The following is a 25,991-nucleotide window of genomic DNA, read 5'->3' as shown; positions in this document are numbered from 1 at the left end:
TTTGGTATGCCAACACAAGAACTTGACCAGCATCGTTTCAGGAAGGAAAAACGGGCCACTCTGGAGAGCCAAGGGCTTTTCGCGTATCCAGCTCGAGCACAAAATTCCAGAACGCATAGAGTAGGAGAGCTACTTTCTGATTTTGATGCACTTGTTACCGCGGAAACAAAAGTAACACTTTATGGACGACTGCGAGCTATTAGACTGCATGGCACGCTCTGCTTTGGTGATATTGAAGATGAGAGTGGAAAAATACAACTCTCGCTCGCAAAAGATAAGGTGGGGGATGACGCTTTTGAAAAGTGGACCAGCCTGGTAGACCTGGGTGATTTTGTCAGCCTGACTGGCACTCTGGGTACTACGCGACGAGGAGAAAAAACTATTCAGGTTGAGGAATATCAGATACTGAGTAAGAGTCTTTACCCACTGCCTGATAAGCGCAAAGGTTTAAGTGAAGCTGAAACAAGACTTCGGCATCGAGAGCTTGATCTCTTAACTAACCCCGAGGTTCAAAATAGATTTCGCACGCGGGCAAAAATTATAAGCGCGATTCGAAGCTTTTTGGATGGTCAACAATTCCTAGAGGTAGAAACACCAATTCTCCAAGGACAGGCTGGAGGAGCCAGCGCTAAGCCTTTTATTACTCATCACGATACACTTAATCAGGATCTGTTCTTACGCATTGCGCCTGAGCTTTATTTAAAACGTCTGCTGGTCGGTGGCTATGAGCGAGTATACGAAATCGGTCGCTGCTTCCGTAATGAGGGAATTGATCGTGACCACAGCCCTGAATTTACTCAGGTGGAATTTTATATAGCCTACGCGGATTACCAAGCCTTAATGAAGATGACCCAGGAGCTCTTCACAAACATTTTGAAAGCAACTGAACTGGGTGACACGCTTGCTTTTGGCGATAAGCATATTACTTGGCCAAAAGAAATCCCTCAAATGACTTTCCGTGATGCAGTGCGCAAATACGCTAAGCTGGATATTGAGCGCTTCCCAGAGCGGGATGCCTTAGCCCATGAAGCTGAACGCCGCGGCGTCGAGGTAGCAGCGTCAGATGGACGAGGAAAAATAATTGATAGCATTTTTAAGAAATTCGTTCGTCCTGAATGCATCAATCCCATCTTTATCATTGATCATCCAATTGAGCTTTCTCCGCTCGCAAAAGCAAAGCCGGATGATAAGCGCTATGTTGAACGTTTCCAATTGGTAGTTGCCTCAACTGAGTTAGCAAATGGATTCAGCGAGTTAAATGATCCAATTGATCAGCGCGACCGATTCCTTGAGCAACAGCGCATGCGTGAAGCAGGGGATGATGAGGCACAACCACATGATGAGGAATATGTGCAGGCGCTTATGTATGGCATGCCACCAGCCGCTGGTATCGGCATTGGTATTGATCGATTAACTGCCATACTTACCAACGCAAACAGTCTGCGAGAATGTATACTTTTTCCAAGCTTACGGAGCAACGATCATGCTTGATACTTCTTTCATTTTGGCTAATCAGGACATTGTACGCGAGGCCATAAAAAACAAGGGGGTATCAATTGACTTTGATCGCTTTCTTCAAGTCGACAAAGAGTATCGCGCACTGCTCAGCGAAACAGAAACTGTACGAGCAGAGAGAAATGCACTGGCTAAGCAAGGCAAACAATCTGATCCTGCCCAGATCACTCAGGCAAAGGAGCTTAAGCAAAGGCTGCAGGACTTGGAAGCAAAATTAAAAGAGTTAACTCTCGAGCGTGATGAAATGCTTTGGCGCATGCCAAACATACCTTGGGAAGGAGCTCCGATTGGCCCCGACGCAAGTAGCAATAAGGTGATCAAGCAAGTCGGCACACCAAAGACATTTTCCTTTGAAGCAAAGGATCATATTAGCCTCGGCCTTGCTCTGGATATTCTCGATCTAGAGAAAGGCGCTCAAGTAGCCGGCTTCCGTGGATACTATTTAAAAAACGAAGCTGTGCTTTTACAACAGGCAATTCTTTTACTGGGCTTGCAGGAAATGCAAAAAGCTGGCTTTACCTTAATGACACCTCCAACTGCTATTAAGGGTTTTGCGCTTTACGGAAGTGGTCATTTTCCTTTTGGGAAAAATGAAATCTTTTCACTACAAAGTCCAGGCAGTGAAACTCCAGCGGATGATCGCGAGGCGCTATATTTAGCCGGCACTTCTGAGCCTGCACTACTTTCGTACTACGCAAATGAAACTATTCCAGAAGTGCAATTGCCAAAACTCCTCTGCGGTATTAGTCAATGTTATCGCGAAGAAATTGGCAGCTATGGTAAAGACACAAAGGGACTTTATCGTGTGAGAGAATTCGTAAAAGTTGAGCAAGTCGTGCTATGTAAACCTGAGGCTGCTGAAGCAGAAAAATGGTTTACTACCATGCTGGATATTTCTCAAAAAATGTTAGAGCATCTCGACTTACCATATCAACTCATTGAAACTTCGACGGGGGATATGGGGGCTGGTAAACGCCGCATGGTTGATATTGAAACATGGATGCCGGGCCGACAAGGGTATGGAGAAACGCACTCCAGCTCAAACCTCAGCGACTGGCAAGCCCGCCGATTAAACATCAAAACGAAAGGCGAAGGAGAGGGGAGCGAGCGACAATTTGTGTACACACTAAACAATACTGTCATCGCTTCACCGCGCATCCTGATTGCACTCCTGGAAAATCATCAGCAGAAAGACGGCAGCGTAAAGATACCTAAGGCTCTGCAGAAAATTGTTGGCCTAAAAGAACTTCGCCCCCGTGCCTAAAACAGAATTTACTTGGATTGAGCTGAGTAAATCGGCGCTTGTACATAATGCCAAGGCTTTTCGACGTATCAGCGGAAATGCGAAGCTTATGGCAGTGGTAAAATCAAACGCCTACGGACTAGGAACACCTGAGGTAGTAAAGATACTTCAAAACAACGTGGACGTATTTGGTACGGCGAATCTTGACGAAGCGCTAGAGTTACGAGCTCTGGGCATACGCAAACCAATTGTTGTTTTAAGCTACTGGGATACTCAGAGCGCGAGTGCTGCGGTGCAAAATAATATCTCCCTTGTATTGCACTCGTTTGCCCAACTCCAAGAGATACGCGCCCTACCTACAAGCTTACAAAAACGCCTCTCTCTTCATCTTAAGCTTGATGTTGGCACGAGCCGGATCGGCTTCCTGCCAAACGAGCTCGCAAAACTAAAAAAACTACTGCTAGCAAAACCAGCGCTAAAAATGAATGGCGTGTTTTCTCATTTTGCGCAATCAGAAAGTAATAACAAGTCTTTTACACTTCAGCAAAACAAGCGTTTCCAGGAATGTGTTGAAGAGTTACAGGTAGTACTTGATAAAAAAGCTATTCGTCATATTAGCTGCACCGCCGCGGTACTGAAGTATCCTAAGATGCGCTATGACATGCTGCGAGTAGGTTTAGGCATGTATGGTTTGTGGCCAGCCCCGGAGCTAAAAAAAATACAAGACCTCAAACTTCGTCCAGTGCTAAGTTGGAAAACTCGAGTGCTCGCAATTAAAACACTGCCGCCTAGCACGACAATCGGATATGATCGCACCTATCGAGTGAAGAAAAAAATGCGAGTGGCTGTACTTCCTATCGGGTATTTTGAGGGCCTGCAACGATCACTCTCTAATAATGGTCAGGTACTGCTGCGAGGGAAAGTAGCAAAGTTTTTAGGCCGCCTATCCATGAATCTCAGTGTGGTAAATTGTGAACTAATTCCTCAAGCAAAAGCTGGAGACGAAGTGGTTATTATCGGCCGGCAGGGGAGAGAGGAACTAAGCGCACAGGATATTGCCAAAGATATGGGCACTATTAACTATGAAGTAATTACCCACATCCATCCTTTGCTCCCGCGACACATTGTGAAATAATAGGGAAGTTATGCGGCGATTCCTTTCTCGTATATTTTCACGTCGGAAACGACGAACACTCCCGAAGCCTGCTACGAGCGAGGTGCATTATTCGCATCGTAGTAATCCACTTTTTCCAAGCGAACAAACCCGTCTCCAATCTCGTTGGCGGAACCGCACACTTCTTATTCTCCAAGTGCTTGTATTTGGGTTGCTCTGGTACGTTATTATGAACTCGCCAATGTTCCGCATCTCATCAATACACATCGAGCTCATCGATAGCACTACTCAATTGGAGCAGCAAATTGCCACGCAAGTAGATGTGTTGTTAAGTAAACGAACACTACTTGTCATACCCAACCAAAACTATTTTATTTTACGACCCTTATGGTTTGGCGACCATCTTGAACAGGCGATAGCCAACATCTTAGGAGTAGAAAATATCTCCATCCAAAAAGACTTCCCAAATACACTCACTATCAGCATCCAAGCAAAATCAGCAAAATATATTTGGCAGTCACGCGAAAAAAAATATTTCATGGATGAAAATGGCTTTATCATTTCAGAAATACAAAATAATGATGAGGAGCTTAACTTATTGCGTATTGAAGATGAGAATGAGTTGAGTGTTGATGTGGGGAGTCAAAAAATAGATGCAAACATCTTACACGGGATACAAAAATTTACTGATAGCTTTCCGAGTGACTTTTCTATGCAAAAAGTACTTATACCTCAACTTGATTGCGTGAATACTCCTTCTGAGGCAAATATACCTGTAGAGGATGACTCAGATGTCATAAGTAACACAAATAAAACAACGAATACAAATCTAGCTGCGAATACAAATGAAAGCGAGGATCTGCCTGAGTCTACATGTGATATACAACAGCTGCTATATTTTACACCTGAATTTCATATCGTCACCGAAGCTGGCTGGCAAGTATATGTCCTCAAAGATGATATTGAAGCGCAGATCAATAAACTACAGCGAACTTTGCAAGACCCGAGCGTACATCCAGAAAGCTTACGATATATTGATGTGAGATTTGGAGAGCGTGTATACCTAAAATAGGGTAAAAGACGCCGTAGAGAGCAAAATAGAGGCTAATTTCGCACTATCTGCCTAGATGCTAGGAATAGGCCTTTTATTGCATTATATGGTTATAGCGACGTAGAAGATATATTGTGCGACACTATATTAGTTACACAGGTTATGCTCCCCTCTAAGAGCAGGCGAGGAATTTATCCTCGCCGAATCTAAACGCCCAAGATAAATTCTTGGGTAGCGTAGATGCATTATACTTCTCGCTTGTAATAGCTTCTTTAAAGAAAGAAAGCTCGGAGCTGCTACTCACCTAAGTAAGTAACTTGCTCCGAGCTGGGAACTAGCGCGTGGATACCACTTCAGCGAACTGGTCGGTCGCTACCCTATCGCTTTGGGTATCGGCCTGGTCCGGTAGAAGGGTTCGAGCGTGCTGTGAGCCAAGTGGGTCATCGACTCGATAGACTTGAGTCCGAAAACCCTCGTCGACGTAGAGCTCGCGCGCCTCGCCGTCGAACTTGAGTGCAATGGCGCCACTGATCTGGACTGGGCAATCACCCGGCTGTCCGACGTAGCTCATCGATCCATCAGCGTGCGTATACATCACCGTGACGCCGTAGGCACCTCCCTGACACGCCGCGTAGACCTCGAAGCACTCGCCGTCACTCATCAAGCTCAACGAAGGATGCTCGTCGCGCAGCTCGATCGTACTCGACACGGTGCTGAAGTAGTCATCGTAGTTGAGCGTTGCCGGCACTTGCGTGCAGTACAGCAGTGGCCACGAATTGAAGGTCCAGGAGCTCTCCCCTTCGGTCACCACAGTCGAGCAGTTACCGTCCGTGAGGAGCCTCATGAAGTCATAGTAGGCCGAAGTGCACATGATCACCGGCTGAGGATCACAGACCTCTTCCTCAGCTGCCTGAGCGCCCGTCCACGTACCGAGACTGACGATGAAGGCCATCAAGAAGGCCAGGTAAGACATGCTCTTCCAACGCATGGTTAACCCTCCAATGCTCTACAGTCCTTTGTCAATATGCAGGAGTAGCTTACGCCAACAATGGGAAGCCCTCCTCTCCCTATGTTGCAGTATGAACATAGTACCTAACAAAACAGGCCCGGTAAAGGCCTGCGGCAATTCGACAACATTCACACAAGAATGCTACGGCAAGTAGTTCAAAGGATTAACTGGAATACCGTTAAGTCGAAACTCTAAGTGCAAGTGTGGTCCGGTCGTAAAGAGTCCAGCACCAGCCGTGCCAGGCGTTGCCCCACTTAATCCTATCACCTCTCCTTTGCGGACAAATTGCTCTGGCGACACATATACCGCACTTAAGTGGCCATAGACCGTTGAAATACCGCCACCGTGAATGATGGAAACATAGTTATAGGCTGGAATTCGTCGTCCCCTGCTGTCGGTGGTCCAATTTGTGTCACGAGCAATACTTACTATACCATCGGCGGAAGCCCGAACTTGAGTGCCTTGAGGCGTCGGGACATCAATAGCGTTATGCTCAAAATAGCCGCGATAAGGATAGCTAGGATCATGGAAATAAGCACTAATGCCTCGAGTTGGATTTACTGGCCAAATAAAGTCATTTTGAGCCTGCAGTAAAGTATCTAAATCGATATTTTCCTCAGAGAGACGGTCGCGGAAACGATTCTCAAGTACAGAAACTTCGGAAGTGGCCTGATTAACCTGCTGTTGGACCTCATCAAGCAATGATTGTAATTCACCTGACTCCCCTTGCACCTGAGTCAAAAGCAACTGTTGGTATTCTAACTCCTGTGCATGCGCATCTTTAGTACTTTCCAAACGTGTTTTTGCCTCATCGAGTTCACGCTTTTTGTCAGTTAAGGTATCTAGATCATCCTCTAGACCCTGTTTTAACACATGCAGCTGATCAAGCGCCTTCTTGGTTTCATTTTCAATATCCTTTACCGCCCGTTCCTGCATGAAATAACTCGAGAAGTTATCATGTAGTAAAGAAATTTCTAAATATGTGCGACTATCATTGCGATGCATGACTCGAATAAACTCACCGATTCGATCTTTTGCCGCATCTATTTCTTCATTTCGCTTGGCTATTGATCCCTCTACTTGCTGTATTTCTAATCCATACTTCTCAACCTCTAGATTGGTTTTTTCGAGATCGGTTTCCGTCTGAGCGATTTGATCCTCTAAAGTGGAAAGCTGCGTTTCAATTGACTGCGATTGCTGGAGTTTCTTGTTAATATTTTGCTGGTAGGCTTGACTCTTCTTTTCTAAGTCATTAATTTCATCGCGCTTATTTTCAATATCACTATTGAGATTAATGAGCTCGGTTGTTGTTTCATCTGGAATACTAACGTCTTGAGCTTTCGCAATACCAGCTAATTGCTGCCATGAGAATGACAAAAAGCCGCCAGCCGCGATTATTGCGACCAGGAGGGTGCATATACTAATGCGTAGATATTTTGCTTTTTGGTTGAGCTTTTTTGCCCCCATATTGCCTATATACTATAGCACGAGATAAAGTTTTTGGCTAGTCCTCACAAAAAACCGTTAACATACTGTATATCGCACAAGTCTTACTCTTGTTACGCTTGTGTGAATGCATTTATTGCTGAAGATACTCATTCACGCGTAGCCCAAGAATTTATCTTGGGCGTTTGGATTCGGCGAGGATAAACTCCTCGCCTGCGACTAACTATTATTGAAGCGCTTGCAATGCTTGTTGAATGCGCTTTTGCGCCTCTTCCCTACCGAAGAAATGCAGCAGCTCAAATGTCCCAGGTGAGGCTTTCTTGCCGCTCAAGGCGACACGCAAGGGCCAAAAATATTCTCCCACTTTTTTACCCAGAGTTTCTACTTGCTCATGGAAGAATTTTTCTAAAGCTTGCGTACCCCATTCACCATTGTACGCCATCAGCCAATCCATATCTTGCTGAAGCGCGGCATGCGCCTCTTCCCTACTCTGTGTTTTGAAGGGAACGATTTCCTGATCATAGTGTAACTCGTTCTGTAAAAAGCTCAGCCGCTCAGGTAATTCACTCAGCTGTGTAATTCGTTCAATTACGAGTGGCAGCGCCTCATCTAATCGCTCAAGATATTGCGGAGCGATCACATCAGAAATATAAGGCCGGGCAAGCACGCTCAAGTCTTTTATATCCATTGTTTTGATATACTGCGCATTGAGCCAGGCTAATTTTTCCGGATCAAAAACTGCTGAAGATTTTTGCAATCCTTCTAGTGAAAACTTTGCTAATAATTCCTGGCGGGTATATTTTTCTTGATCATCAGAGGCGTGCCATCCCAGCAAAGCAATCGCGTTTAACAAAGGCTCAGACAATACACCGTCTTGCAAAAATTTTTCTACTGAATGCGCGCCATGGCGTTTCGAAAGCTTTTTCTTGTCTTTACCTAAGATGAGCGGGAGGTGGACAAAAACCGGCGCTTCCCATCCAAAGGCCTGATAAAGCAAAACGTGCTTTGGTAATGATGGTAACCATTCCTCGCCCCTCAAAACGTGCGTAATCTGCATAGCATGATCATCGATGACCACTGCGCTGTGATAGGTGGGAAACCCGTCAGCCTTGAGAATAACAAAATCATCCAGCGTGCTAGTAGCAACGTTTAAGTTACCCCGTAAGAAATCATTTACCGTGATTTTTTCATTATCCGGCATGCGAAAACGTACTACATGCGGCTCAGTTGGTTTTTCATTATAACGATCACGACAATGTCGATCATAGCCTGGAGCTTGCTTGTTTGCGCTTTGCTCAGCACGCATTTTTTCTAATCGCTCCGGTGTACAAGTACAATAATATGCCTGCTTCTTCTCAATCAACTCTTGTATCGCCTCATGATAGATGCTTAGCCGCTCAGATTGACGATATGGTCCATACTCACCACCCAGGCCCGGACCCTCGTCTGGCTGCAAGCCTAATTGTTGGAGAGTTGCTAACAAGCGCTCTTCTGCTCCCTCTACATAGCGTGTCCTATCCGTGTCCTCGATACGTAAAACAAATGTACCGCCATACTTGCGAGCAAGTAACCAATCATAATATGCGGTCCGTAATCCACCGAGGTGCAGCTCACCAGTTGGCGAAGGGGCAAATCGGACTCGAGGTGCCGTCAAATCAGCCATAATACTTCAATAAAAATGGGGTAAGAATGCCTAAGATAACTCCGAATCCCAAGAGTAGCATGAGCGGACGAGTGAGAAAAGTAAGCCAGTCGCGCTGCCGATAGAGATGTGCTCTGCCATGGGAAAAACGATCATACATGTGCAGGATAATAATTGCCTCGGCACCAACTGCCAGCGATCCAACAATACCCATGACATTTAAGTAATCACTAACTCCAGCTAGAGCTACGGCCAATGGGAAAGCTAAAGTAGAAAAAAGCGCGAGGTGCTTAGATTGACCATAATCAAATTGAAAAGTCTTGTGCAGATTCATTCCCAAACTAATGAAAGAGGTAAAGGTGGCAATGAAACCAATTATATAGCCGAACAATAAAACTTTTTGTGGCAATAATCCAACCAAGCCACTAAGTGCGTCTCGACTACTCGCCATGCCACTCATTGAAAGTATTGCATAAACAAACAAGCAATAAATAAGCACAGCGCTCGCTAGGGCAATAAAATACGTTTTACGCATATGCTTTTCACTCCTCTCCCCTAACTCAGCTGCATCGGGTACCACATCAATGCCCCAGAGTGAAAAAAGTACTGCGCCGTAAGGCAGAATAAAGTATCGAATATCCCAAGAAGAAAAATCAAACTGCACAGTTCGTGATCCTGTGATAAATAACATCGCCAGAAGCACAAGGAAGAAACAAAGCAATAAAATTTCCACACGAGCAATTGTTTTTGCTTGTACATAAAGGAGAGCCGCCGCACTCACATAAAAAACTAAGAGGTAGAATAGCGAACTACCTCCCACACTATCCGCAAATAAATCATGCAAGAATTGTCCGCCTAGGATAGCGTATACGAGCAAGGCGCCCCAAATACTCATCGTGGTGGTGAAAATTGCTGCCTGTTTCCAACGATGCCCTAAGTGCTGTTCAACATAACCGGGTAGCCGGTGTTGGCCCTGACTATTATGCAAAATGCGGATATAGCAAAATCCAACAATAAGTAAAACAAACCCGGCTACCAAAAACCAAAGTAAAAGACTTGTCCAACCCGCTCGGGCTGTCAAATAAGGCAAACCAAACATGCCCACGCCCAGTATTGCTCCGAGTAAAATACTTAACTGTGAAAATGTGGTGCTGGGTAATTTCATTCTTTCGCGCGAATTACAGCCAGTGAGAAACGATAGGTAGCAGTGATAATTCGCTGCCAGCGCCATGGTTGTACAAGGAGGCGCCAAAACCATTCTAAGCCAATAACTCGCAGGAAACTAGGTGCTCGACGTACGTTTCCGGCAAAAACGTCAAAAGCGCCACCGACGCCTACAGCGATTTTCACTGATGAAAGGTGTGGCAGATTTTTTGCTAGCCATAGCTCCTGCTTAGGGATACCAAGCGCTACGAAGAGTAAGTCTGGTTTTGCGCGTTTGATGCGATCACGCATTTCACGATCAGATAAGCGAATACCCCAAAAACGAAATCCACTTTCTGCTCCGACAATCTGTAGGCCTGGATGTTTTTTTACCAGACGAGCAGCTGCTTTTTCTGCCACACCTGACTTAGCACCAAAGAGATACACCCGCTCCTGTTGTTTGGCCGCCTGTGCTAATAGGGTGCTCATAATATCAATTCCTGGATGTCGATCTGCTAAAGCCTGACCACGATACTTTGCCGCCAGCATAACGCCAAATCCGTCTGGTAAACGAAGATCAGCTTGCTCGAGTGCTTTTTGCAAATCCTTATTTTCTCGAGCCTCCATCAACATTTCCGGATTCACCGTGGCAATCATGTGTCCCCTGCTCTGACGAAACGCAAATAACTTGTTTCGCAGTTCATCCTTTGTCAGAGAATCAATACGTACACCAAAAAGCTTTAACATAGGTTTTGCAATTGAAACATCATCTTAATCCGTAACAGATGAGTAGACAAAACGATGTATTGAGTAACAAACTTACTCATTTCATGCACGTTTTACTGCTTGAGAATTGATTTTTAGCAAGCCACTCATCGCTTGCACTATAGCAGAAAAACCAGTATACTTCTATCTACCATGCGGAACACTTCAAACCCGTATCTGCGAAAAATTACGCTGTTTCTCGCAGTCATAGGGACCATACTCACCATCAGCCTTCCCCAGGCTGGTTTAGCGTTTAGTTTTAACAAAAATAACCTGCTGAATAACACTGACCTCTTCAACTGGCAGTCAATGAATGAAGGGCGAATTCAGCGTTTCTTAAACACTCTCGGCGGCGCACTAAAAGATGTGAGCGGTTATAACGCGCAGGGCGAGCGTAAATCAGCTGCCGGACTTATTGCCGAGGCTGCAGCAAAATATCGACTAAGTCCACAGTTTTACCTAGTTTTGATTGAAAAAGAATCAGGACTTGTCCGAGCCCGAAAAACTGCATCACAGGAACTTATTGACCGGGCGCTGGGCTATGGCTGTCCTGGAGACTGCGATCCAGCCTATTTCGGATTTGGCACCCAGGTTGATTCTGCGGGTAATCGCATTCAAAATGGCTATCTAGCTGATATGCAGTCACGCGGCTATACTGTTTCTGGTTGGGGCGTTGGCATTCCCAAAACCACAGTTGATGGTATTGAAATCACTCCTGATAATGAGGCAACTGCCGCCCTCTACACCTACAACCCTTACGTAGGCGCCTATGGTGGCGGAGATCCACGATGGGGTGGCAACTCTCTCTTTGCCAAGATTTGGCAAGAGTGGTTTAGTGTCCGCTATTTTGATGGGGCACTCCTCCGAGCTCGCGGTGAGGCCGGTATTTGGTTAATCAAAGATGGCAAGCGGCATCCTTTCCATTCTCGCTCAGCCTTCTATAGCTCCTATGACCCAGAAAAAGTTATTGATGTAGACCCACTCGTCCTCGAGGCGTATCCAATCGCAACACCAATTAAATATCCTGAATTCAGCCTTCTCCAATCCCCTGACGGTGGCGTCTACCTCTTAGCAGATGGCAAAAAGCGCCCAATTCGTTCACGAGAGGTTTTCCGTCAGCTCGGATTTAATCCTGAAGAGCTGATTCATGTTAGCTACGATGATCTCTCCATCTATCCTGATGGCGATGAGATTAAGGTGGACAGCGTTCACCCGATTGGCGTACTTTTTCAGGAACGCGAAAGTGGCGGCATTGTCTATGTAGAAAATGGACTTCGTCATCCTATTTACTCAAAGGAAATTCTACGGTCACGCTTCAAGTATCAGCGATGGACTACGGTCAGTCGTGCAGAGCTTGAGCAATACCCAATTGGTGATCCGGTAAAATTCAAGGATGGTGAAATCGTCACCTCCCCTGGAGCCGACGGTGTCTACTTAATCACCGACGGTGTGAAACGCGGTATCCCAAGTCCTGGCGTTTTTGACCAACTGGGTTTGAAATGGAGTAATCTCATTTGGACTACTGATCGCGCCCTAGATATTCACCCAACAGGCGAAAAGATCACCTTTGAAGTTGAAGAATAAGCACGCATGTCGCTGGTATTCGCGGCAATCGCCCCACATCCTCCACAGCTAAGCCAAGAGCCAAATCCTGGGTCAAGCGATCAACTGCAAAAAACTCGCCAGGCTTATCATACCTTGGCGCAGCAGCTTTATGCTGCCAAGCCAGACCTATTGGTTATCCTTAGCCCCCACGAGGGCGCTATCCCTGCCGCTTGGGAAATCACTGTAGGTGAAACGCTTAAAGGTGATTTAAAGGAATTTAGCGACTTTAGCGCTCAGTTAGAAGTACCTGGCAGTATTGCTTTTAGTCATCGCTTAAAAGAACGAGCGGAGGATCATCGCTTCCCTCTCCTGCTACAAAGCGGTCAGCAGCTTGACTACGCTACTGTACTGAGCGCTATGCAAACAATGCCACACCTACCAAATGCTCGACTCGTTTCCTTAATGGTGGCAAATACAAACAATCGAGCACAGTATGAATTTGGTAAAATGCTTCGCGAAGAAATATTTGCGACAAATGAAAGAGTTGCCGTGCTTGCCAGCGCAAACCTTTCATATAAGCGTGGGAAAAACTCACCGGCTGGGTATACACCAAAGGCCTCTGCGCTTGATGCCCGAATCATGGAAGCATTACTCCAGGGAGATGAAAAAGCAATTCTCCACATCAGCAATGAAGAAGCGGAGGAAGCAAAAATGCTTGGACTCGGTCCGCTTTCTTTATTGCTCGGAGTCTTATATCGCAAACATTTTTTCGGGCGTATTTTGGCCTATGAGTATCCTTTTGGGGTTGGATATTGCACCTGTATTCTTGAAACGCATTAGGGTATGAAAAAACAGTTTGCCGAGGTTTATCCCGCCCTGGCTCTCCCCAGAGAACTTAGCTTTTTTGATTACGCCTTACCTGAGGGGATGCATTGCGAGCCTGGACAAATAGTCCGGATTTCATTTCGTCGTAGGAAGGTCTTTGGCATTGTGAAAAAAATGAAGTCGCAAAGTGATGTTCCTGCACGAGCGATACAGCCGATACTGGAAGTTTTTCAGGCCGGTGCTTTCACGTCTGAACAAATAGCATTGCTTGAATGGGCAGCAAAAGAATACCATAGCTCCGTCGGCTTAGCGCTTCGCTCTGCCTTCCTCTCCCCCACTAAAAAAGAACAAAAACTCTCCGCTACACCTGCGCAAGTTAAAAAGAGTGGGAAATTCTCTTTTACTTTTTTTCAATATGATTTCCCTCGCGCTCACGAGGAATATCTCAATGCCTTGTTGAAGAAGCGTGACCGACAGAGCATCCTTATCCTTTTTCCGGATATCCAAAGTCTCGAGCACTATGCAGAAAGCGACGCAGTTCTCCCGCTTCAAGCACTTATCCTACACGGCTCGCTCAGCCGCAGTGAGCAATGGCAAGCGCGTGAACGGATACGCCAGGGCAATCTCCTTGTCTTAGGCACGCTAAGTGCGCTTTATGAGCCGTTTACCGACCTGCAAAGTATTGTTCTGACTGATGAGTTTGAAGATATGTATAAGCAGACCGACCGCCAACCGCATATCCATGCACGAAATCTTGCTATACAGCTAGCAAAAATACATGGAAGCGGACTCATTTTTACGGGTCGGATTCCCAGTCTAGACGCCTTGCAGATGCTAAAAAAATATAGCGGCTCCTGGCACCGGAGTGAGCGTTGGGGCTCTCAGACAACTACGCAAATTTCATCCATGAAAAATGAGCAACGTGAGGGACCAGGGGGCATACTCACCTTAGTAAGCACGCAGGCTATACAAGAATGCTTAGCTAAAAAGGAAAAAGTAATTATCTTCCGAAACCGACGTGGTAGTTATCACAGTCTCAATTGTCGAGAATGCGGTTGGCGTCCAAGCTGTCAGCAATGCGCAACTCCACTCAAACTCCAAGAGCGTGGACTTTTTTGTCCTTATTGTAATCGCACGCAAAACATTCCCCTACAGTGCCCTCAATGTCGAAGTGTAGAAATAAAACCAAGTGGTTATGGTATTGAGGGAAACGCAAAAGCTTTACGAGCACTTTTCCCTGATGCGCACATACTAACGATCGATAAATCAAGCGCATATACAAAAGAAGATCTCGCAAAGGCTGATATTCTCATTGGTACGGAAAAATTATTTCGTTTAGCTCTTCCTCCAATTAAACTAGCCGTACTACTTTCCTTAGAGAGTGAACTCACCCAATCGAGCTGGAATGTTACCGAAACCGTGTATCAACACATTCGGTCACTACAGTTTGCGCAATCTGCTATTGAAAAACTTATTGTGCAAAGCTACGACACAGAGCAATATATTCTTGAGCACCTCTCCTCAACTGCCATTCAAAGCTTTTTAAAAAATGAATTAAAGGAGAGACAACGATTTCACTTTCCACCGAGTATCCGATTGCTTAAACTTAGTTACCAACTTCAAGTAAATGAGATAGTTGATAAACTTGAAGCTTCAATTTTAGCAGTGCTGAAAAAAAATAATACAACGATTATACAAGAAATCTTACCAGCGCAAGTCCGGGTATATGGAGACAAAAAGTTAGTCCAAATTTTACTTAAGTTAGATCCAGAATGCACGGCTGAACAACGAGCTAAAATACTTCAATCGCTTCCACCTGAATGGATGATTGACCTTGATCCATCTGCCAGCACAACTTGATTTTTCCTCATATTTTGAGTATACTGGCGCAGTCATATGGCCCATCTCCACGTCACACAGTACAATGAAGAAAGCATTCGACAGCCCTCAAAGGCGGTCACGCTTGATGATATTCGGGCCGGCACCTTTCGTAAGCTGGTCAAGGATATGTTAGAAACGATGTATGCTGAGAATGGCATCGGTATCGCCGCCCCTCAGGTTGGCGTAAATCTTCGTATTATTATCGTGGAAACAAAAGACGGGCCAATAGTTATGATGAATCCTGTTATTCAGAAAAAATCGCTTCGCAAGGAAACTGTTGAAGAGGGCTGTCTCTCGGTTAAAGGAATTTTTGGCCCAGTACCACGACATAGATCGCTCACCGTCAAAGGCTACGATGAAAAAGGTGAAAGTTACACAATGCAAGCTGAAGGCTTATTAGCACGAATTTTTCAGCACGAAGTTGACCATCTGAATGGCGGCCTTTTTATTGATAGAGCAAAGGGAATTACTCACGGAACATTTGATCTCAAAAAATGGAAACGCCGTCCGTCGTCTTTTTAGGTTCAGGTGAATTCGGAGCTCAGACACTTGAGCCTCTGGCAAAGTGGGGTGCGCTTCGTATTATCGCCGTTGTCACCCAGCCAGACAAACCCGTAGGTCGAGCCCAGACCCTCACACCAAATCCTGTTGCCGTATTAGCAAAGCGGCTAGGATTACCTATCATGCAACCAAAGAAGTTGGATGAAGTTTTTGCACATTGGCTACAAGAAACAAAGCCTGACGTAGCGATTGTCGCTTCTTATGGCAAGCTTATTCCTGAGGCAGTGCTTAATATCCCGCCAAAGGGTTTTGTGAACGTACATCCGTCGATGCTCCCGAAGTATCGCGGAGCAAGTCCTGTGGCAGGAGCTCTATTAAATGGCGAAAAAGAAACCGGGGTAAGTATTATGCTGCTGGATAAAGGTCTCGATACTGGCCCAATTCTTCAGCAAGAAAGCTATGTAATTCCGGGGGGCATTTTACGAGAACAGCTCCATGAACGTTTAGCAAAAAAAGGTGCTGAGTTATTGCAAAATTCACTCCTCCCCTACCTGGCAGATGAAATACAGCCTACACCGCAGACAAATGAGGGAGTTTCTCTCACGCAAATTCTTACGCGCGAAGATGGAAAAATTGATTGGACAAAAAGTGCTGAGCAAATTTATCATCAGTTTCAAGCCTTGCATCCTTGGCCAGGCATCTGGACTACCTGGAATGCACAGCAAATGAAACTCTTAGATGTACAAGTTGCACTGCTGGCTGATCAAACTAAAGCTGGTGCAACCTTTTTACAGGACCACACACTCTATGTGCAGTGTGGTTCAGGTGTGCTCCAACTGAAGGGTTTGCAACTAGCTGGGAAAACACCACAAAGCTCTGAGTCATTGTTACGTGGATATCCTAATCTTGCGCATACGGAATTAGGAAAATAATATCGCCATCTCAGCTATGAAGCAATCTAAAACAAAACTAGCACGAATCTACAGCATGCCCTTTTCGAGCATCTATCCCCTCTATGTTGCAAAAGTGGAAAAGAAAGGGCGTACAAAAGCAGAGCTTGATACGGCCATTCAGTGGTTAACAGGATATTCAAAAAAACAACTTGAAACACAGCTAAAACAACAGAGTGATCTAACAAGCTTTTATACAAAGGCTCCTAAGCTAAACCCTGCCCGGAAAGCTATTACTGGGGTAATTTGTGGCATTAGGGTGGAAAATATCAAGGAACCCCTCATGCAAGAGATTCGCTATTTGGATAAATTGGTGGATGAACTAGCAAAAGGAAAAGCTTTGGAAAAGATTTTGCGGAAATAAAAAGAGTTCTCGTTATAGACAACTATCCGCAGTCTATTTACTCTTTACTTGATTCCTCGCTCCTCACCTTCTCAGTTGTCCAAAAACCCAGATATTTGCCCAGCATTAAGCGAGTTTGCGCCTCTATAGCCGGAATAGAGCCAAATGCGATAGTGGTGATCGGAAACACTACCCATTGGAATATCATGGCAAGTTTGCGCCACTGCTTTACTTTACGTGGCCGTGGAGGCAATATCATCCAAGTAATTGCCGCACTCACAAACAAACCAGTCAGAGAAAGAGTGAGAATGGTTTGTAATACAAAAGGGGCTGATTGAAAAAGCGCGGTTGTCCGCACAGCCTCTGGGGCAACCCAAAGCGGCGCATAACCTAGCACAAAAATGAGTATAGGGGCCGTGGCCCATGAATACTCCCCTTCCAGCTGATTCCAAATATAGCGCAGCTTTTTGCGCAATGACATTGTTGGCATGTCACGAAAATTCCAAATCATAAACGGAAGATTTTCAGTGCCATAGGCCCAACGACGAATTTGCTTATATTGATTAACCACACTTTGCCAAAAAGTCCTCCCCTGCACAGTATCCATGGAAACTGGAAGGTAGATTGGCACAACTTCATAATCGCCATCGTAATTGACTAAACACTGCAAAAAGATGCGAGAGTCTTCCGTGACAATGTCATTCTGCCAAAATCCTACGTCCACCAAAGCCCGGAAGCTCATGCTGTGTGACGAAAAAGTAAACATGCGGTCGTTGCGTATAGTCTCGGAAAGCAACCAAAAGGTAGTTGAGCTGGCCACCACACGAGTGAAGGCTGGGGCGTCCCAAGTGTTATTTTGGAAAACTGGAATGGGCTGATAACTATTACGATGCGGATAGGCTTGCGTCATAAACTCATAGCTCAAGCAGGCCAGGTATTCGCGGTGCACACAAGAATCAACATCAAGCGAAGTAACGATAATGTCATCGTAATTCCAACCAAGCTCATCAATTCGCTCCTTCATCCTATGACCAGCCCAGGAGATATTTGACCCCTTGCCTGGCATTTCTCCTGCCAAATCAGCTGGATGATAGGTAACCAACCACTGACCAAATTGATGGCCGTATTTTTCGCTTAATTGGCGACCGAGTTCATGCGCGCGTTCGCCATCACGCTCCTCTAGAGCAAGCACAACAAAAATTTGCTCGCGAGGCACACTTGATTCAACAAGATATCGTAAGCTCGTATCGATAATATGAAATTCATCTCGGAAGCTAGGCACGACAACTACATGCTTCAGTTGATGGAAGCGTCCGAGTAATCTTGGCTGTTGACATTGCGCTAACCAATCAATTTTATTTGCCCGGCGGTAACGAGTGTACGCTAAAATAATGTATGTCAGCACATAGGTAATACGAACCAGCCATAAGACGTCAAAGACAATAATGAAAACTATCGCCCAGAGCGGCTTCCAAAAGATTGCCACAAGCGTTACAGCAAAAGTAAGCCAAATGAATGCACCTGGGAGTATTTCGAGAAATCGGTACGTCCGAATCTCACGCTTCATTTTTTCAGAAACAGCCATAACGCAATACCAAGAATCTAAGTAGAATACTAGCTAGCGGTCGGAGCTTAATTTGGGAAGCGATACTTGTCAACCCTAATTTTTTCGACCGATGGAAAACGGCGTAATAATCCTGGTTTTGCTCCTATATGCTGAATAACCGACTCTGCATTCAGGGTGCCTACTTTTAGGGCATAAGGAATGTCCTCGCGCTTCATATAGGCGGCCACAAAGCCGGCCCCAAAGGCATCCCCTGCACCTGTAGTGTCTAAAACACGAATAGGTCGATTAGTAGAATGGAAGCGGTACTCATTATCGCAAGAGAAAGACCCGTCCTTGCCGGCTGTAATCACCACGATACCCGGTAAAGCTCGGCCGAGTTTTTTTAGCATTCCAACCTCATCGGTATGGGGCATGCCGGTGAGAGCTGCTGCCTCTAGGTCATTGAGGAAGAATATATCAAGTTTGCGGAGGAGTGGAAAAAGTTTCTTGGCGGGATGACTTAACTCACTCGTACCTGGATTGCAGGCTACCTTTATGCCCTTTTTGTTTGCATGGTTAAGAAGCCGGCCCAAAAGGGACATGTTCCCCGCTAAGGAAGTAATATATAACCACTTGCTTTGCAATTTTGACCATGGAATATCAGAAGTTGTGAAATGAGCAGAGGCTCCGCGATGTGCAAGAATTGTGCGCTCACCAGCGCTCGTAAGTAGTAAGGTAGAATAACCAGTTTGATGCTTCGCGTCACGAATAATGGTAGAAGTGTCTACGCCTTCCCTTTTTAGAGTATTGAGGACGTCTTGACTATGCGAGTCGCTTTTTCCAATTCGAGTAATAATACCAGTGTGATAGCCAAAACGTGCAAACGAAACTGCTGAGTTTGTTGCTCCACCGCCGGTTTCAAAGGTGATATCTGGAATATCAATTTTGGTACCAAGCGCCATGCACTCCGCCTCCCCGGTACTAAAACGATCATCTCGAACCACTTTAAAACGAGCACTCTTTAAAAAGACATCTCGGGTACCTGAGCCTATGGTAATGATATCCAGGTTCCGGGTAGACATACTAGGCCTTTCCCTTACTCCCAAAGAGTTCAATTTTTTTCTCAACTACACGCTGTACCGCATTCATGGCTGGTGGCAAATAATCATAAGGCACAATAGAGGCGGACTTTTTTGCCAACTCCTTACTGAGCGCGTCAGTGAAAGCAAAACGCAGTTCAGAATTTACATTTATCTTGTTTACTCCTGCTTTCACTGCTTGGCGGATCTTGGGCCCTGGTATTCCCGAGCCACCGTGTAAGGAAAGGAAACACGGAACTGCTTTACGAATAGCGCGAATCCTTTGTACATCAATATGCTTAGCGCCCTGATACAAACCATGCGCTTCACCAACTGAAATAGCTAAAGTGTCGATACCTGTTTTTGACACAAAGTCGTGAGCTATTTTAGGGTCAGTTAAATTCTCTGGATCTATCACATGGCGCTGGCCTTTATGCACTTTTGAGCTCCCACCAATATGTTCGCGTTCTCCCTCAACAAGCAAGCCCTTCGCGTGAGCCTTTGTTACCACTTTCTTTAAGATTCCAGCGTTCACCTCTGGATCAAGTTCTGAACCATCAAAATGAATAAGATCGTAGCCGGCCGTAATTCCCTCTAAGGCTAATTCATATTTCTTCGAATGATCAAGGTTTAAGATAATCGGTATTTGATACTCTCTACGAAATTGCGCGATAACCGCAGCTAATAAGGCTGTTCCAAAAAACTTTGTCTCACCCCCAGAGGCCTCAATAATAACTGGTGAGTGAAGTTTTGCTGCGGCGTTCAGTATCCCTTTTAAGGCAGGGAGCGTGGAAACATTAAAAGCTCCTACAGCATAATGACCTCTTTTTGCTTTTTCTAACACTTTCCAGGCTTGTGAGTTTCTTTGCTTATGTACCATATAGTATGCAGTATATCACATTTTAGGCTCTCTGATATGCATTTCTTAAGCGAGGATCCATCATGCCCGGCTTCCAAGTAGGCTGAAAAATAATAGACGCTTTTGCTTCGGTAAAACCTTCTAAACCATGCAACACACTTCTTACTTTTTCTTCAAAGTATGGCCCTAATGGACAACCGGGATAGGTTAAAGACATGCTCACTACGCATATCTTATTAACTATGTGGATGTTATAAATCAGCCCCAGACTTACGATATCCACATGGAGCTCGGGATCCTCAATCGTGGCAAGGCGCTTGGCAACTGTTTTTCTTAACTCACTGTCCAAAGCTTGTGTGGTAATCGTAAAAGAAAATCCAATGGGTGCTTAAGACCCGACAGAGCCAGTTAGTGTTTTCCTGTAAGGATGGTAAATACGCGTATGGACGCACGCAGGCAGTCCTCGCATCAGGAAGCTTGTAAGAGGATCCACTCTTGTCATACACCTCTATCCCCTGGCTCGCGCCGAAGTCAGCGAAGAAAAATCGTCCGCTTAAATTCACCCCGGAGCTCACATCCACGACTCGCTCTCCTCCGGCTAACTGCTGGCTTATTTCTTTACTTAATGCCTCTGTATCTTTTTCATGTATGCGATAAATTGATGACGACATCAATGCGGTAATATTCCAGAAAATTAAGAAAAGGATGACGTACATAGCCAAGTTAAAACAGAAGCGAAGAAAAACGTGGTCAGTATTTCTAGGTAAAGTGTCCGTCTTAGCTACTACTAGCAACCCAAGTCCAAGGATAAAAAACTCTCCCACATAACCTAACCAAGATGAGAGATAGACATAAGGGAGAAAGAAATAACTCACGAGTAGGGAAAGTAGACCAAAGGCGAGAACAGTCGGTCGTCGAATAATTGCGCCAAAAAGAAAAATACCAAGTGCTTGCACAACTAGCGAGGCAATAAGTACCCACCAAATAGTTACTGACTCGCCTAGGTGCAGCATCACATCAAAAAACCACAATAGCGCCGATGCTATGATGAGAATAAAAACAAAATTCTTCACCCGTAAAAGGCCAATCAAGTGTGAGCGACTATGCTCGTGATCAGTATTACCATTTTGTTGGGCTTGGTAGCCGGGCACTTTATACCCGGGCTGGCCTGGAGAAAAATTCGGCGCACGTACCATACTATTCCACTATTTCAAAGTTTAAGTGGTACACCTCCTGCTGACTCACCTGCAGAGTCAGAATGTATTTTCCTAATGCGCTGGGTTTAGGTACGCCAATTTCACCGTTAATCAACTGTATCTGTGAATTTGGCACGAGAATACCGCCATCCTGCTGGGCTAGTGAAAAAGTAGCGGTTACACTTTCTGAAATGTCTGACTGCATGCGAACCACTAGGACAATATCTTCATTGAGAGAAAAAACTGTTCTTGCTTGACTCGGCTTGCCCTGCTCTAAAGCGGCCAGGCTAAGGTGTTCAATTTTTACCTTTGCGTCTGATTGCTCGCTTGCGATATCTACCTGTTGTAAGGGCGCAATAATAACTGGACTAGCTGACAATTGCACCTGTTCTGCGTTCATTATTCTTTCCGTCCCATTTGCCGCGCTCACACGTACCTGGCCTTGTAAAAAACTTTGGAGTGTTTGCTGCTCCGTTTCCCCTCCCCAAGCGATCCAGCGTTCAAGCTTATTTGGTAGAGAAAAAATAATGATGCTATCTGAAATCTTTTGTACCTTGGTAAATTGATCAGCACTTTGAATAAAAGTGCGAACAGCCGAGCGAAGTGCTTGACCCTCTTGTTCATTTTGCTCAGGGATAACAATTTTACTAGCCCCCTCAGTGAATAATCGTGCGATTGTCGTTACTACACCTGAACTAAATGCGTCAACTTCATTATTTAACACTGGAGATACTTCGGGCAGTATGTACCATGAATCATCCCAAGCGAACACATTTGCATGATTCTGCGCTGCATTCTGAATGAGCTTTTGTAATGCATTCCAAGGCTGAGCATCGCCGGCATAATGAAACTCCGTAGAGAAACGAGTCAGCTTATTAGGAAGATAGAAGGCAATGTGTTGTAAGTCTGTTTGAGAAGAATCTGCTGCGTAACGCTCAATAAGACTGTCGACAAAGAAGCTGAAAGCGCCAACATCACATGGCTCAGCGTATGCCTCAGGAAGCTCTGTTGTGAAGTCGGCCTCATCGCTACTATGGCAAGCCTCGTAATCCCAACCAGCATACGGCGCAATAGTAAGTACTAGGTGAAATCCGTTTTGTCGCGCCTGTGCAACTATTTCATCGAGGGCATCCCAGCGAAATTGTCCAGCACTCGTTTCTATTTCACCCCAAACAATTGCTTGATCGCCCGAGAGCATAAACCAGCCAGCACCGGTTTTTGCCAGCTCCGGCATATCAACTACGTCACCCTGCAAAACTATATGCGAATGTATGCTCCGTAAAGGCTTCGCGCTCTGGGCAAATGTTTCTTGTCCCAGGACAACTGACTGGGGCGTGTTTACGGGACTCACTCGTCCCACACTCGAGCCAGAGACAGGCTCATTCTCTGCACCTAACAAAACAAGCGCAATGGCTAAAGAGGCTACCAGCCCTCCTGCAACAATTAAACTGGTGCCCTTTTTTGTCATCTGCATGAGCTAAGTATACCAAAAAAGGCCCTTTCGGGCCAATCTCATTCACTAAATACTACGTAAGGCGACGACGCTTCAAAATGTAGTATGTGACAATCATGATGAGCAACAGGAAACCCGAGATGAGAAAAAAGGCATTCGGTCGATCGGCAAATGGCAAGCTAATGTTCATGCCATAAAAATTAATTATCAGACCTGGGATGATAGTCACAACGGAAATAACCGTCAGCGTTCGAATAATCTCATTTAAACGCTGCGAAATTAAAGTCTCATTTGTGCGATCTAATCCTTCTACCGTATCTTTGTAATTATGCAAAACGCTCCAGGTGCGCTCTAAACCGTCATGAATGTCATCAAAATACACGGACAACTCATCAGGAATAAACTTCTTTTTTAGCTGCACCATTTTATCGATAACATGCAGCTGCGGCTCGAGTAGACGTTGATAAGTTAAAATATTTCTACGGACAATAGAGAGATCCATTGTGGCACTTCGCTTACTCTCACTAAAAACTTCTTCTTCAGCCACTGAGAGTCGTTCACCAATAATATCAATGACCGGCTGAGAAGCGCTAAAAAGTAAATCCAGCACTTTGTAGAGCAAGTAAGCCGATGAATTCTGCAATCGATTTGGCTTAGGGTTTGCTTCAATTTTCTGCTTATATTCCTGGAAATACTCGCTCAAACCTGGGTTTGGCTGATTGGTAAGCGTAATCAAATAGTCCGGACCTAAAAAGACGTTTAATTCCTGGACGCGAATCCGACGCTGCTCCCGATCGTATTGTGGGAAATGAAATACTAAAAAGAGATAGTCGTCGTAGATATCAATCTTCGGACGCTGTGTAACACCAATACAGTCTTTTAGGTCGAGCGGGTGGAAACGATAATGCTCCTCGAGGTATTCAACATCTTTATAAGATGTCTGCTCGATGTAGATCCACTTTAGGTTTCGGAATTCAAGGATTTCCATGATGTCCTTTGATGAGTTATCTGGAAATGACGATGCGTATTTTATCGCGCATCATACGGATTACCTTTTCCTGGCTGGGGAGGATGGATTCGAACCATCGTACCTGCCTCCAAAGGGCAGTGTCCTACCATTAGACGACTCCCCACCGTCTGTATGCCTAGGCAAGTAATATATGGTTTTTTACAGAAACCGACGAGGCACTATACCCCGCTTTTCCCTTTTCGTCAACCCTCAAACCTTCAAATAACGGCCTACAGCCACTGCCGCACTGAATATGCTCAAAAGGATGGCTGTACCGAGCTGCAGTAAGACTACTTTCCAAAATTCGGCCTGGAAATACCCAAGGAAGGAGAAATCGTACCCTGTAAAGAAATTATTAATTGCCGGGGTTGAACTAACTACCGCAGGATAGAAAAGCAAGGCAGTAACAATCGTCGCAATGATAGCGTACAGCACACTTTCAATAAGGAAAGGTACGCGAACAAAATTGTTTGAAGCACCAACCAGTTTCATGATGCCGATTTCCTCACGGTGCGTATAAATAGTAATACGGATGGTGTTAAAGATGACCAAAAAGGCAATAAGGATAAAAATTGCTACAACAATAAAACCAACTTCGCGGAGATTTTTTACAATTGCAGTAAGTCGCTCGATAACTAATTGCTTACTTGCAAAATCCCTGTCTTTGTCCTGAATGAGCGGGGCAACACTTTCGGTATCAAAGAATTCAAGTATAGTCGGATAATCCTCTAAATCTTTTGCCTGTAAAACCAAGACCGGCCCTAATGGATTTAAGCCTAGCTCTTCAATTGATTCCTGGATAACCGGATCATCCGAGTTTTCTTCTCGAAACTTTTCCAGAGCATCATCAGCACTAATTACCTCAAGCGAATCCACCTCTGGACGATTTCGCAATTGATCAGCTAATGACTCTACCTGCTGGGTGCTTGTATTTGCGGTAAAGAATATCGAAACATCGACTTTGCTCAGCACGGAATTAATCGCTTGATTTCCCAATGCTTGCGCGGTCACCAGAGTGCTGATCATGAAAAGAGTCAAGGAAAGTATGACAATAGTCACCACTGATAACCAGGCATTTCGGTAAAAATTTTGAAATGCGAACTTAAATACTCTTGAGAGGGTTGCGGATGACATACTTACAGGAGATACTTCCCGGCCTTCTGGTCCATCACCATATGGCCTTGGTCAATAGTAATAACGCGTTTACGTAAAGTGTTTACGATTTCTCTATTGTGAGTCACTAGCAGCACAGTTGTCCCAAACTCATTAATCTTCTTCAGTAGGCTGATAATTTCCTGAGCGTTAATTGAATCAAGATTTCCCGTTGGCTCGTCAGCAACCAATATCTTCGGACGATGCACAAGTGAACGAGCAATAACAGTACGCTGCTGCTCTCCACCTGATACTTGATGTGGGTAGCGGTCCATCTTTTGCTCTAATCCAACAATTTTAAATACTTGAGGGACGATGGTGTCAATATTCTTCCTACTTGCACCAGACACTTCTAAAGCAAAAGCAACATTTTCAAATAATGTACGTTTGGGAAGTAATTTAAAATCCTGGAAAACAACTCCGATTTGACGACGAAGCAGAGGAATTTCTGATTGACTAATTTTCGTAATATCCCAACCACCAATAACCACTTTGCCTTTCGTTGGGCGAAGCTCGGCAATAATAAGTTTAGTGATGGTTGACTTACCTGATCCTGATTGACCTACAATAGAAACAAATTCACCAGGCTCGATGTGTAAATTTACATCCTGGATACCTACACCACCATTGGGATATATTTTTGTAACGTTTTCGAAACGAATCATGAATCCCCCTCTTACCGGTCCCCTCCCTCTCTAGGGTAAACCAAGAAGAGCTTTGCGTC

The 25,991-nt window shown here is 45.0% G+C and carries 24 protein-coding genes and 1 tRNA gene; 10 read left to right on the top strand and 15 right to left on the bottom strand.

What is annotated here, in order from left to right:
- Positions 1 to 6: 6 nt before the first annotated feature.
- Genes lysS through H6760_01805 form a run of 4 tightly spaced genes read left to right on the top strand, consistent with a single transcriptional unit; the run spans position 7 to position 4,944 of the window.
- A complete protein-coding gene (lysS, locus tag H6760_01820; GenBank protein ID USN53886.1) occupies positions 7 to 1,491 on the top strand; it encodes a lysine--tRNA ligase in 1,485 nt (494 codons plus the stop codon).
- Positions 1,484 to 2,779: a serine--tRNA ligase gene (gene serS / locus H6760_01815; protein ID USN53885.1), complete on the top strand. Its 1,296-nt coding sequence runs from the start codon at positions 1,484 to 1,486 to the stop codon at positions 2,777 to 2,779. Before lysS ends, serS begins: the two co-directional genes overlap by 8 nt.
- The gene (gene alr / locus H6760_01810) at positions 2,772 to 3,893 is read left to right on the top strand and encodes an alanine racemase (protein ID USN53884.1); all 1,122 of its coding nucleotides are present in this window, start codon (positions 2,772 to 2,774) and stop codon (positions 3,891 to 3,893) included. Before serS ends, alr begins: the two co-directional genes overlap by 8 nt.
- A gap of 10 nt (positions 3,894 to 3,903) precedes the next feature.
- Positions 3,904 to 4,944 carry a hypothetical protein gene (locus H6760_01805; GenBank protein ID USN53883.1) on the top strand — a complete coding sequence of 347 codons (1,041 nt, stop codon included), beginning with the start codon at positions 3,904 to 3,906 and terminating at the stop codon, positions 4,942 to 4,944.
- A 313-nt stretch (positions 4,945 to 5,257) separates the two neighbouring features.
- Here H6760_01805 and H6760_01800 read toward each other — a convergent pair whose 3' ends face one another.
- The 5 genes from H6760_01800 to H6760_01780 all read right to left on the bottom strand — a co-directional run bounded on the left by H6760_01800 (position 5,258) and on the right by H6760_01780 (position 10,910).
- Positions 5,258 to 5,911: a hypothetical protein gene (locus H6760_01800; GenBank protein USN53882.1), complete on the bottom strand. Its 654-nt coding sequence runs from the start codon at positions 5,909 to 5,911 to the stop codon at positions 5,258 to 5,260.
- Positions 5,912 to 6,073: 162 nt separating this feature from the next.
- Entirely contained in the window at positions 6,074 to 7,399 is a 1,326-nt protein-coding gene (locus H6760_01795) for a peptidoglycan DD-metalloendopeptidase family protein (GenBank protein USN53881.1), read from the bottom strand.
- A 205-nt stretch (positions 7,400 to 7,604) separates the two neighbouring features.
- A complete protein-coding gene (locus tag H6760_01790; protein ID USN53880.1) occupies positions 7,605 to 9,041 on the bottom strand; it encodes a glutamate--tRNA ligase in 1,437 nt (478 codons plus the stop codon).
- Entirely contained in the window at positions 9,034 to 10,185 is a 1,152-nt protein-coding gene (locus H6760_01785; GenBank protein ID USN53879.1) for an amino acid permease, read from the bottom strand. The genes H6760_01790 and H6760_01785 overlap by 8 nt, the downstream gene beginning before the upstream one ends.
- On the bottom strand, positions 10,182 to 10,910 hold the full coding sequence (locus H6760_01780; GenBank protein USN53878.1) for a WecB/TagA/CpsF family glycosyltransferase: 729 nt from the start codon (positions 10,908 to 10,910) through the stop codon (positions 10,182 to 10,184). The genes H6760_01785 and H6760_01780 overlap by 4 nt, the downstream gene beginning before the upstream one ends.
- A 171-nt stretch (positions 10,911 to 11,081) precedes the next feature.
- Here H6760_01780 and H6760_01775 point away from each other — a divergent pair, with 171 nt between their 5' ends.
- From H6760_01775 to H6760_01750, 6 genes are read left to right on the top strand one after another with little or no spacing between them, the layout of a single operon-like run.
- Complete coding sequence (locus H6760_01775) at positions 11,082 to 12,512, top strand: hypothetical protein (protein ID USN53877.1); 1,431 nt, start codon at positions 11,082 to 11,084, stop codon at positions 12,510 to 12,512.
- 6 nt (positions 12,513 to 12,518) lie between these two features.
- Positions 12,519 to 13,313: a hypothetical protein gene (locus tag H6760_01770; protein USN53876.1), complete on the top strand. Its 795-nt coding sequence runs from the start codon at positions 12,519 to 12,521 to the stop codon at positions 13,311 to 13,313.
- A gap of 3 nt (positions 13,314 to 13,316) precedes the next feature.
- Complete coding sequence (locus H6760_01765; protein ID USN53875.1) at positions 13,317 to 15,158, top strand: hypothetical protein; 1,842 nt, start codon at positions 13,317 to 13,319, stop codon at positions 15,156 to 15,158.
- A gap of 36 nt (positions 15,159 to 15,194) precedes the next feature.
- On the top strand, positions 15,195 to 15,701 hold the full coding sequence (gene def, locus H6760_01760) for a peptide deformylase (protein ID USN53874.1): 507 nt from the start codon (positions 15,195 to 15,197) through the stop codon (positions 15,699 to 15,701).
- Positions 15,674 to 16,612, top strand: a complete 939-nt coding sequence (locus H6760_01755) for a methionyl-tRNA formyltransferase (GenBank protein USN53873.1) — start codon at positions 15,674 to 15,676, stop codon at positions 16,610 to 16,612. The genes def and H6760_01755 overlap by 28 nt, the downstream gene beginning before the upstream one ends.
- A 16-nt stretch (positions 16,613 to 16,628) precedes the next feature.
- A complete protein-coding gene (locus H6760_01750) occupies positions 16,629 to 16,994 on the top strand; it encodes a DUF2200 domain-containing protein (protein USN53872.1) in 366 nt (121 codons plus the stop codon).
- A gap of 37 nt (positions 16,995 to 17,031) precedes the next feature.
- Here H6760_01750 and H6760_01745 read toward each other — a convergent pair whose 3' ends face one another.
- From H6760_01745 to ftsE, 10 genes are all read right to left on the bottom strand, one after another.
- Entirely contained in the window at positions 17,032 to 18,558 is a 1,527-nt protein-coding gene (locus tag H6760_01745) for a glycosyltransferase family 2 protein (protein USN53871.1), read from the bottom strand.
- A gap of 47 nt (positions 18,559 to 18,605) precedes the next feature.
- Positions 18,606 to 19,601 (bottom strand): carbohydrate kinase family protein, encoded by a 996-nt coding sequence (locus H6760_01740; protein ID USN53870.1) that lies wholly within the window; start codon positions 19,599 to 19,601, stop codon positions 18,606 to 18,608.
- Between the two features lies 1 nt (position 19,602).
- Positions 19,603 to 20,478, bottom strand: a complete 876-nt coding sequence (locus H6760_01735) for a class II fructose-bisphosphate aldolase (protein ID USN53869.1) — start codon at positions 20,476 to 20,478, stop codon at positions 19,603 to 19,605.
- Positions 20,479 to 20,500: 22 nt separating this feature from the next.
- Positions 20,501 to 20,806, bottom strand: coding sequence for a metal-sulfur cluster assembly factor (locus H6760_01730; GenBank protein ID USN53868.1), 306 nt, complete (start codon positions 20,804 to 20,806; stop codon positions 20,501 to 20,503).
- On the bottom strand, positions 20,796 to 21,653 hold the full coding sequence (locus H6760_01725) for a hypothetical protein (protein ID USN53867.1): 858 nt from the start codon (positions 21,651 to 21,653) through the stop codon (positions 20,796 to 20,798). Before H6760_01725 ends, H6760_01730 begins: the two co-directional genes overlap by 11 nt.
- 1 nt (position 21,654) lies before the next feature.
- Positions 21,655 to 23,127, bottom strand: a complete 1,473-nt coding sequence (locus tag H6760_01720; GenBank protein USN53866.1) for a hypothetical protein — start codon at positions 23,125 to 23,127, stop codon at positions 21,655 to 21,657.
- A 52-nt stretch (positions 23,128 to 23,179) separates the two neighbouring features.
- Positions 23,180 to 24,094, bottom strand: a complete 915-nt coding sequence (locus H6760_01715) for a magnesium transporter CorA family protein (GenBank protein ID USN53865.1) — start codon at positions 24,092 to 24,094, stop codon at positions 23,180 to 23,182.
- A gap of 71 nt (positions 24,095 to 24,165) precedes the next feature.
- Positions 24,166 to 24,239, bottom strand: a tRNA-Gln gene (locus H6760_01710).
- An 86-nt stretch (positions 24,240 to 24,325) separates the two neighbouring features.
- Complete coding sequence (locus tag H6760_01705; GenBank protein ID USN53864.1) at positions 24,326 to 25,249, bottom strand: ABC transporter permease; 924 nt, start codon at positions 25,247 to 25,249, stop codon at positions 24,326 to 24,328.
- Positions 25,250 to 25,251: 2 nt separating this feature from the next.
- Positions 25,252 to 25,932, bottom strand: a complete 681-nt coding sequence (gene ftsE / locus H6760_01700; protein USN53863.1) for a cell division ATP-binding protein FtsE — start codon at positions 25,930 to 25,932, stop codon at positions 25,252 to 25,254.
- Positions 25,933 to 25,991 lie beyond the last annotated feature (59 nt).

It is taken from the genome of Candidatus Nomurabacteria bacterium (genome assembly GCA_023898465.1).
Lineage (GTDB): Bacteria > Patescibacteriota > Patescibacteriia > HK-STAS-PATE-3 > HK-STAS-PATE-3 > HK-STAS-PATE-3.
The sequence above is the reverse complement of the archived record's forward strand: the minus strand, read 5'-3'. Positions and strand labels throughout refer to the sequence as shown.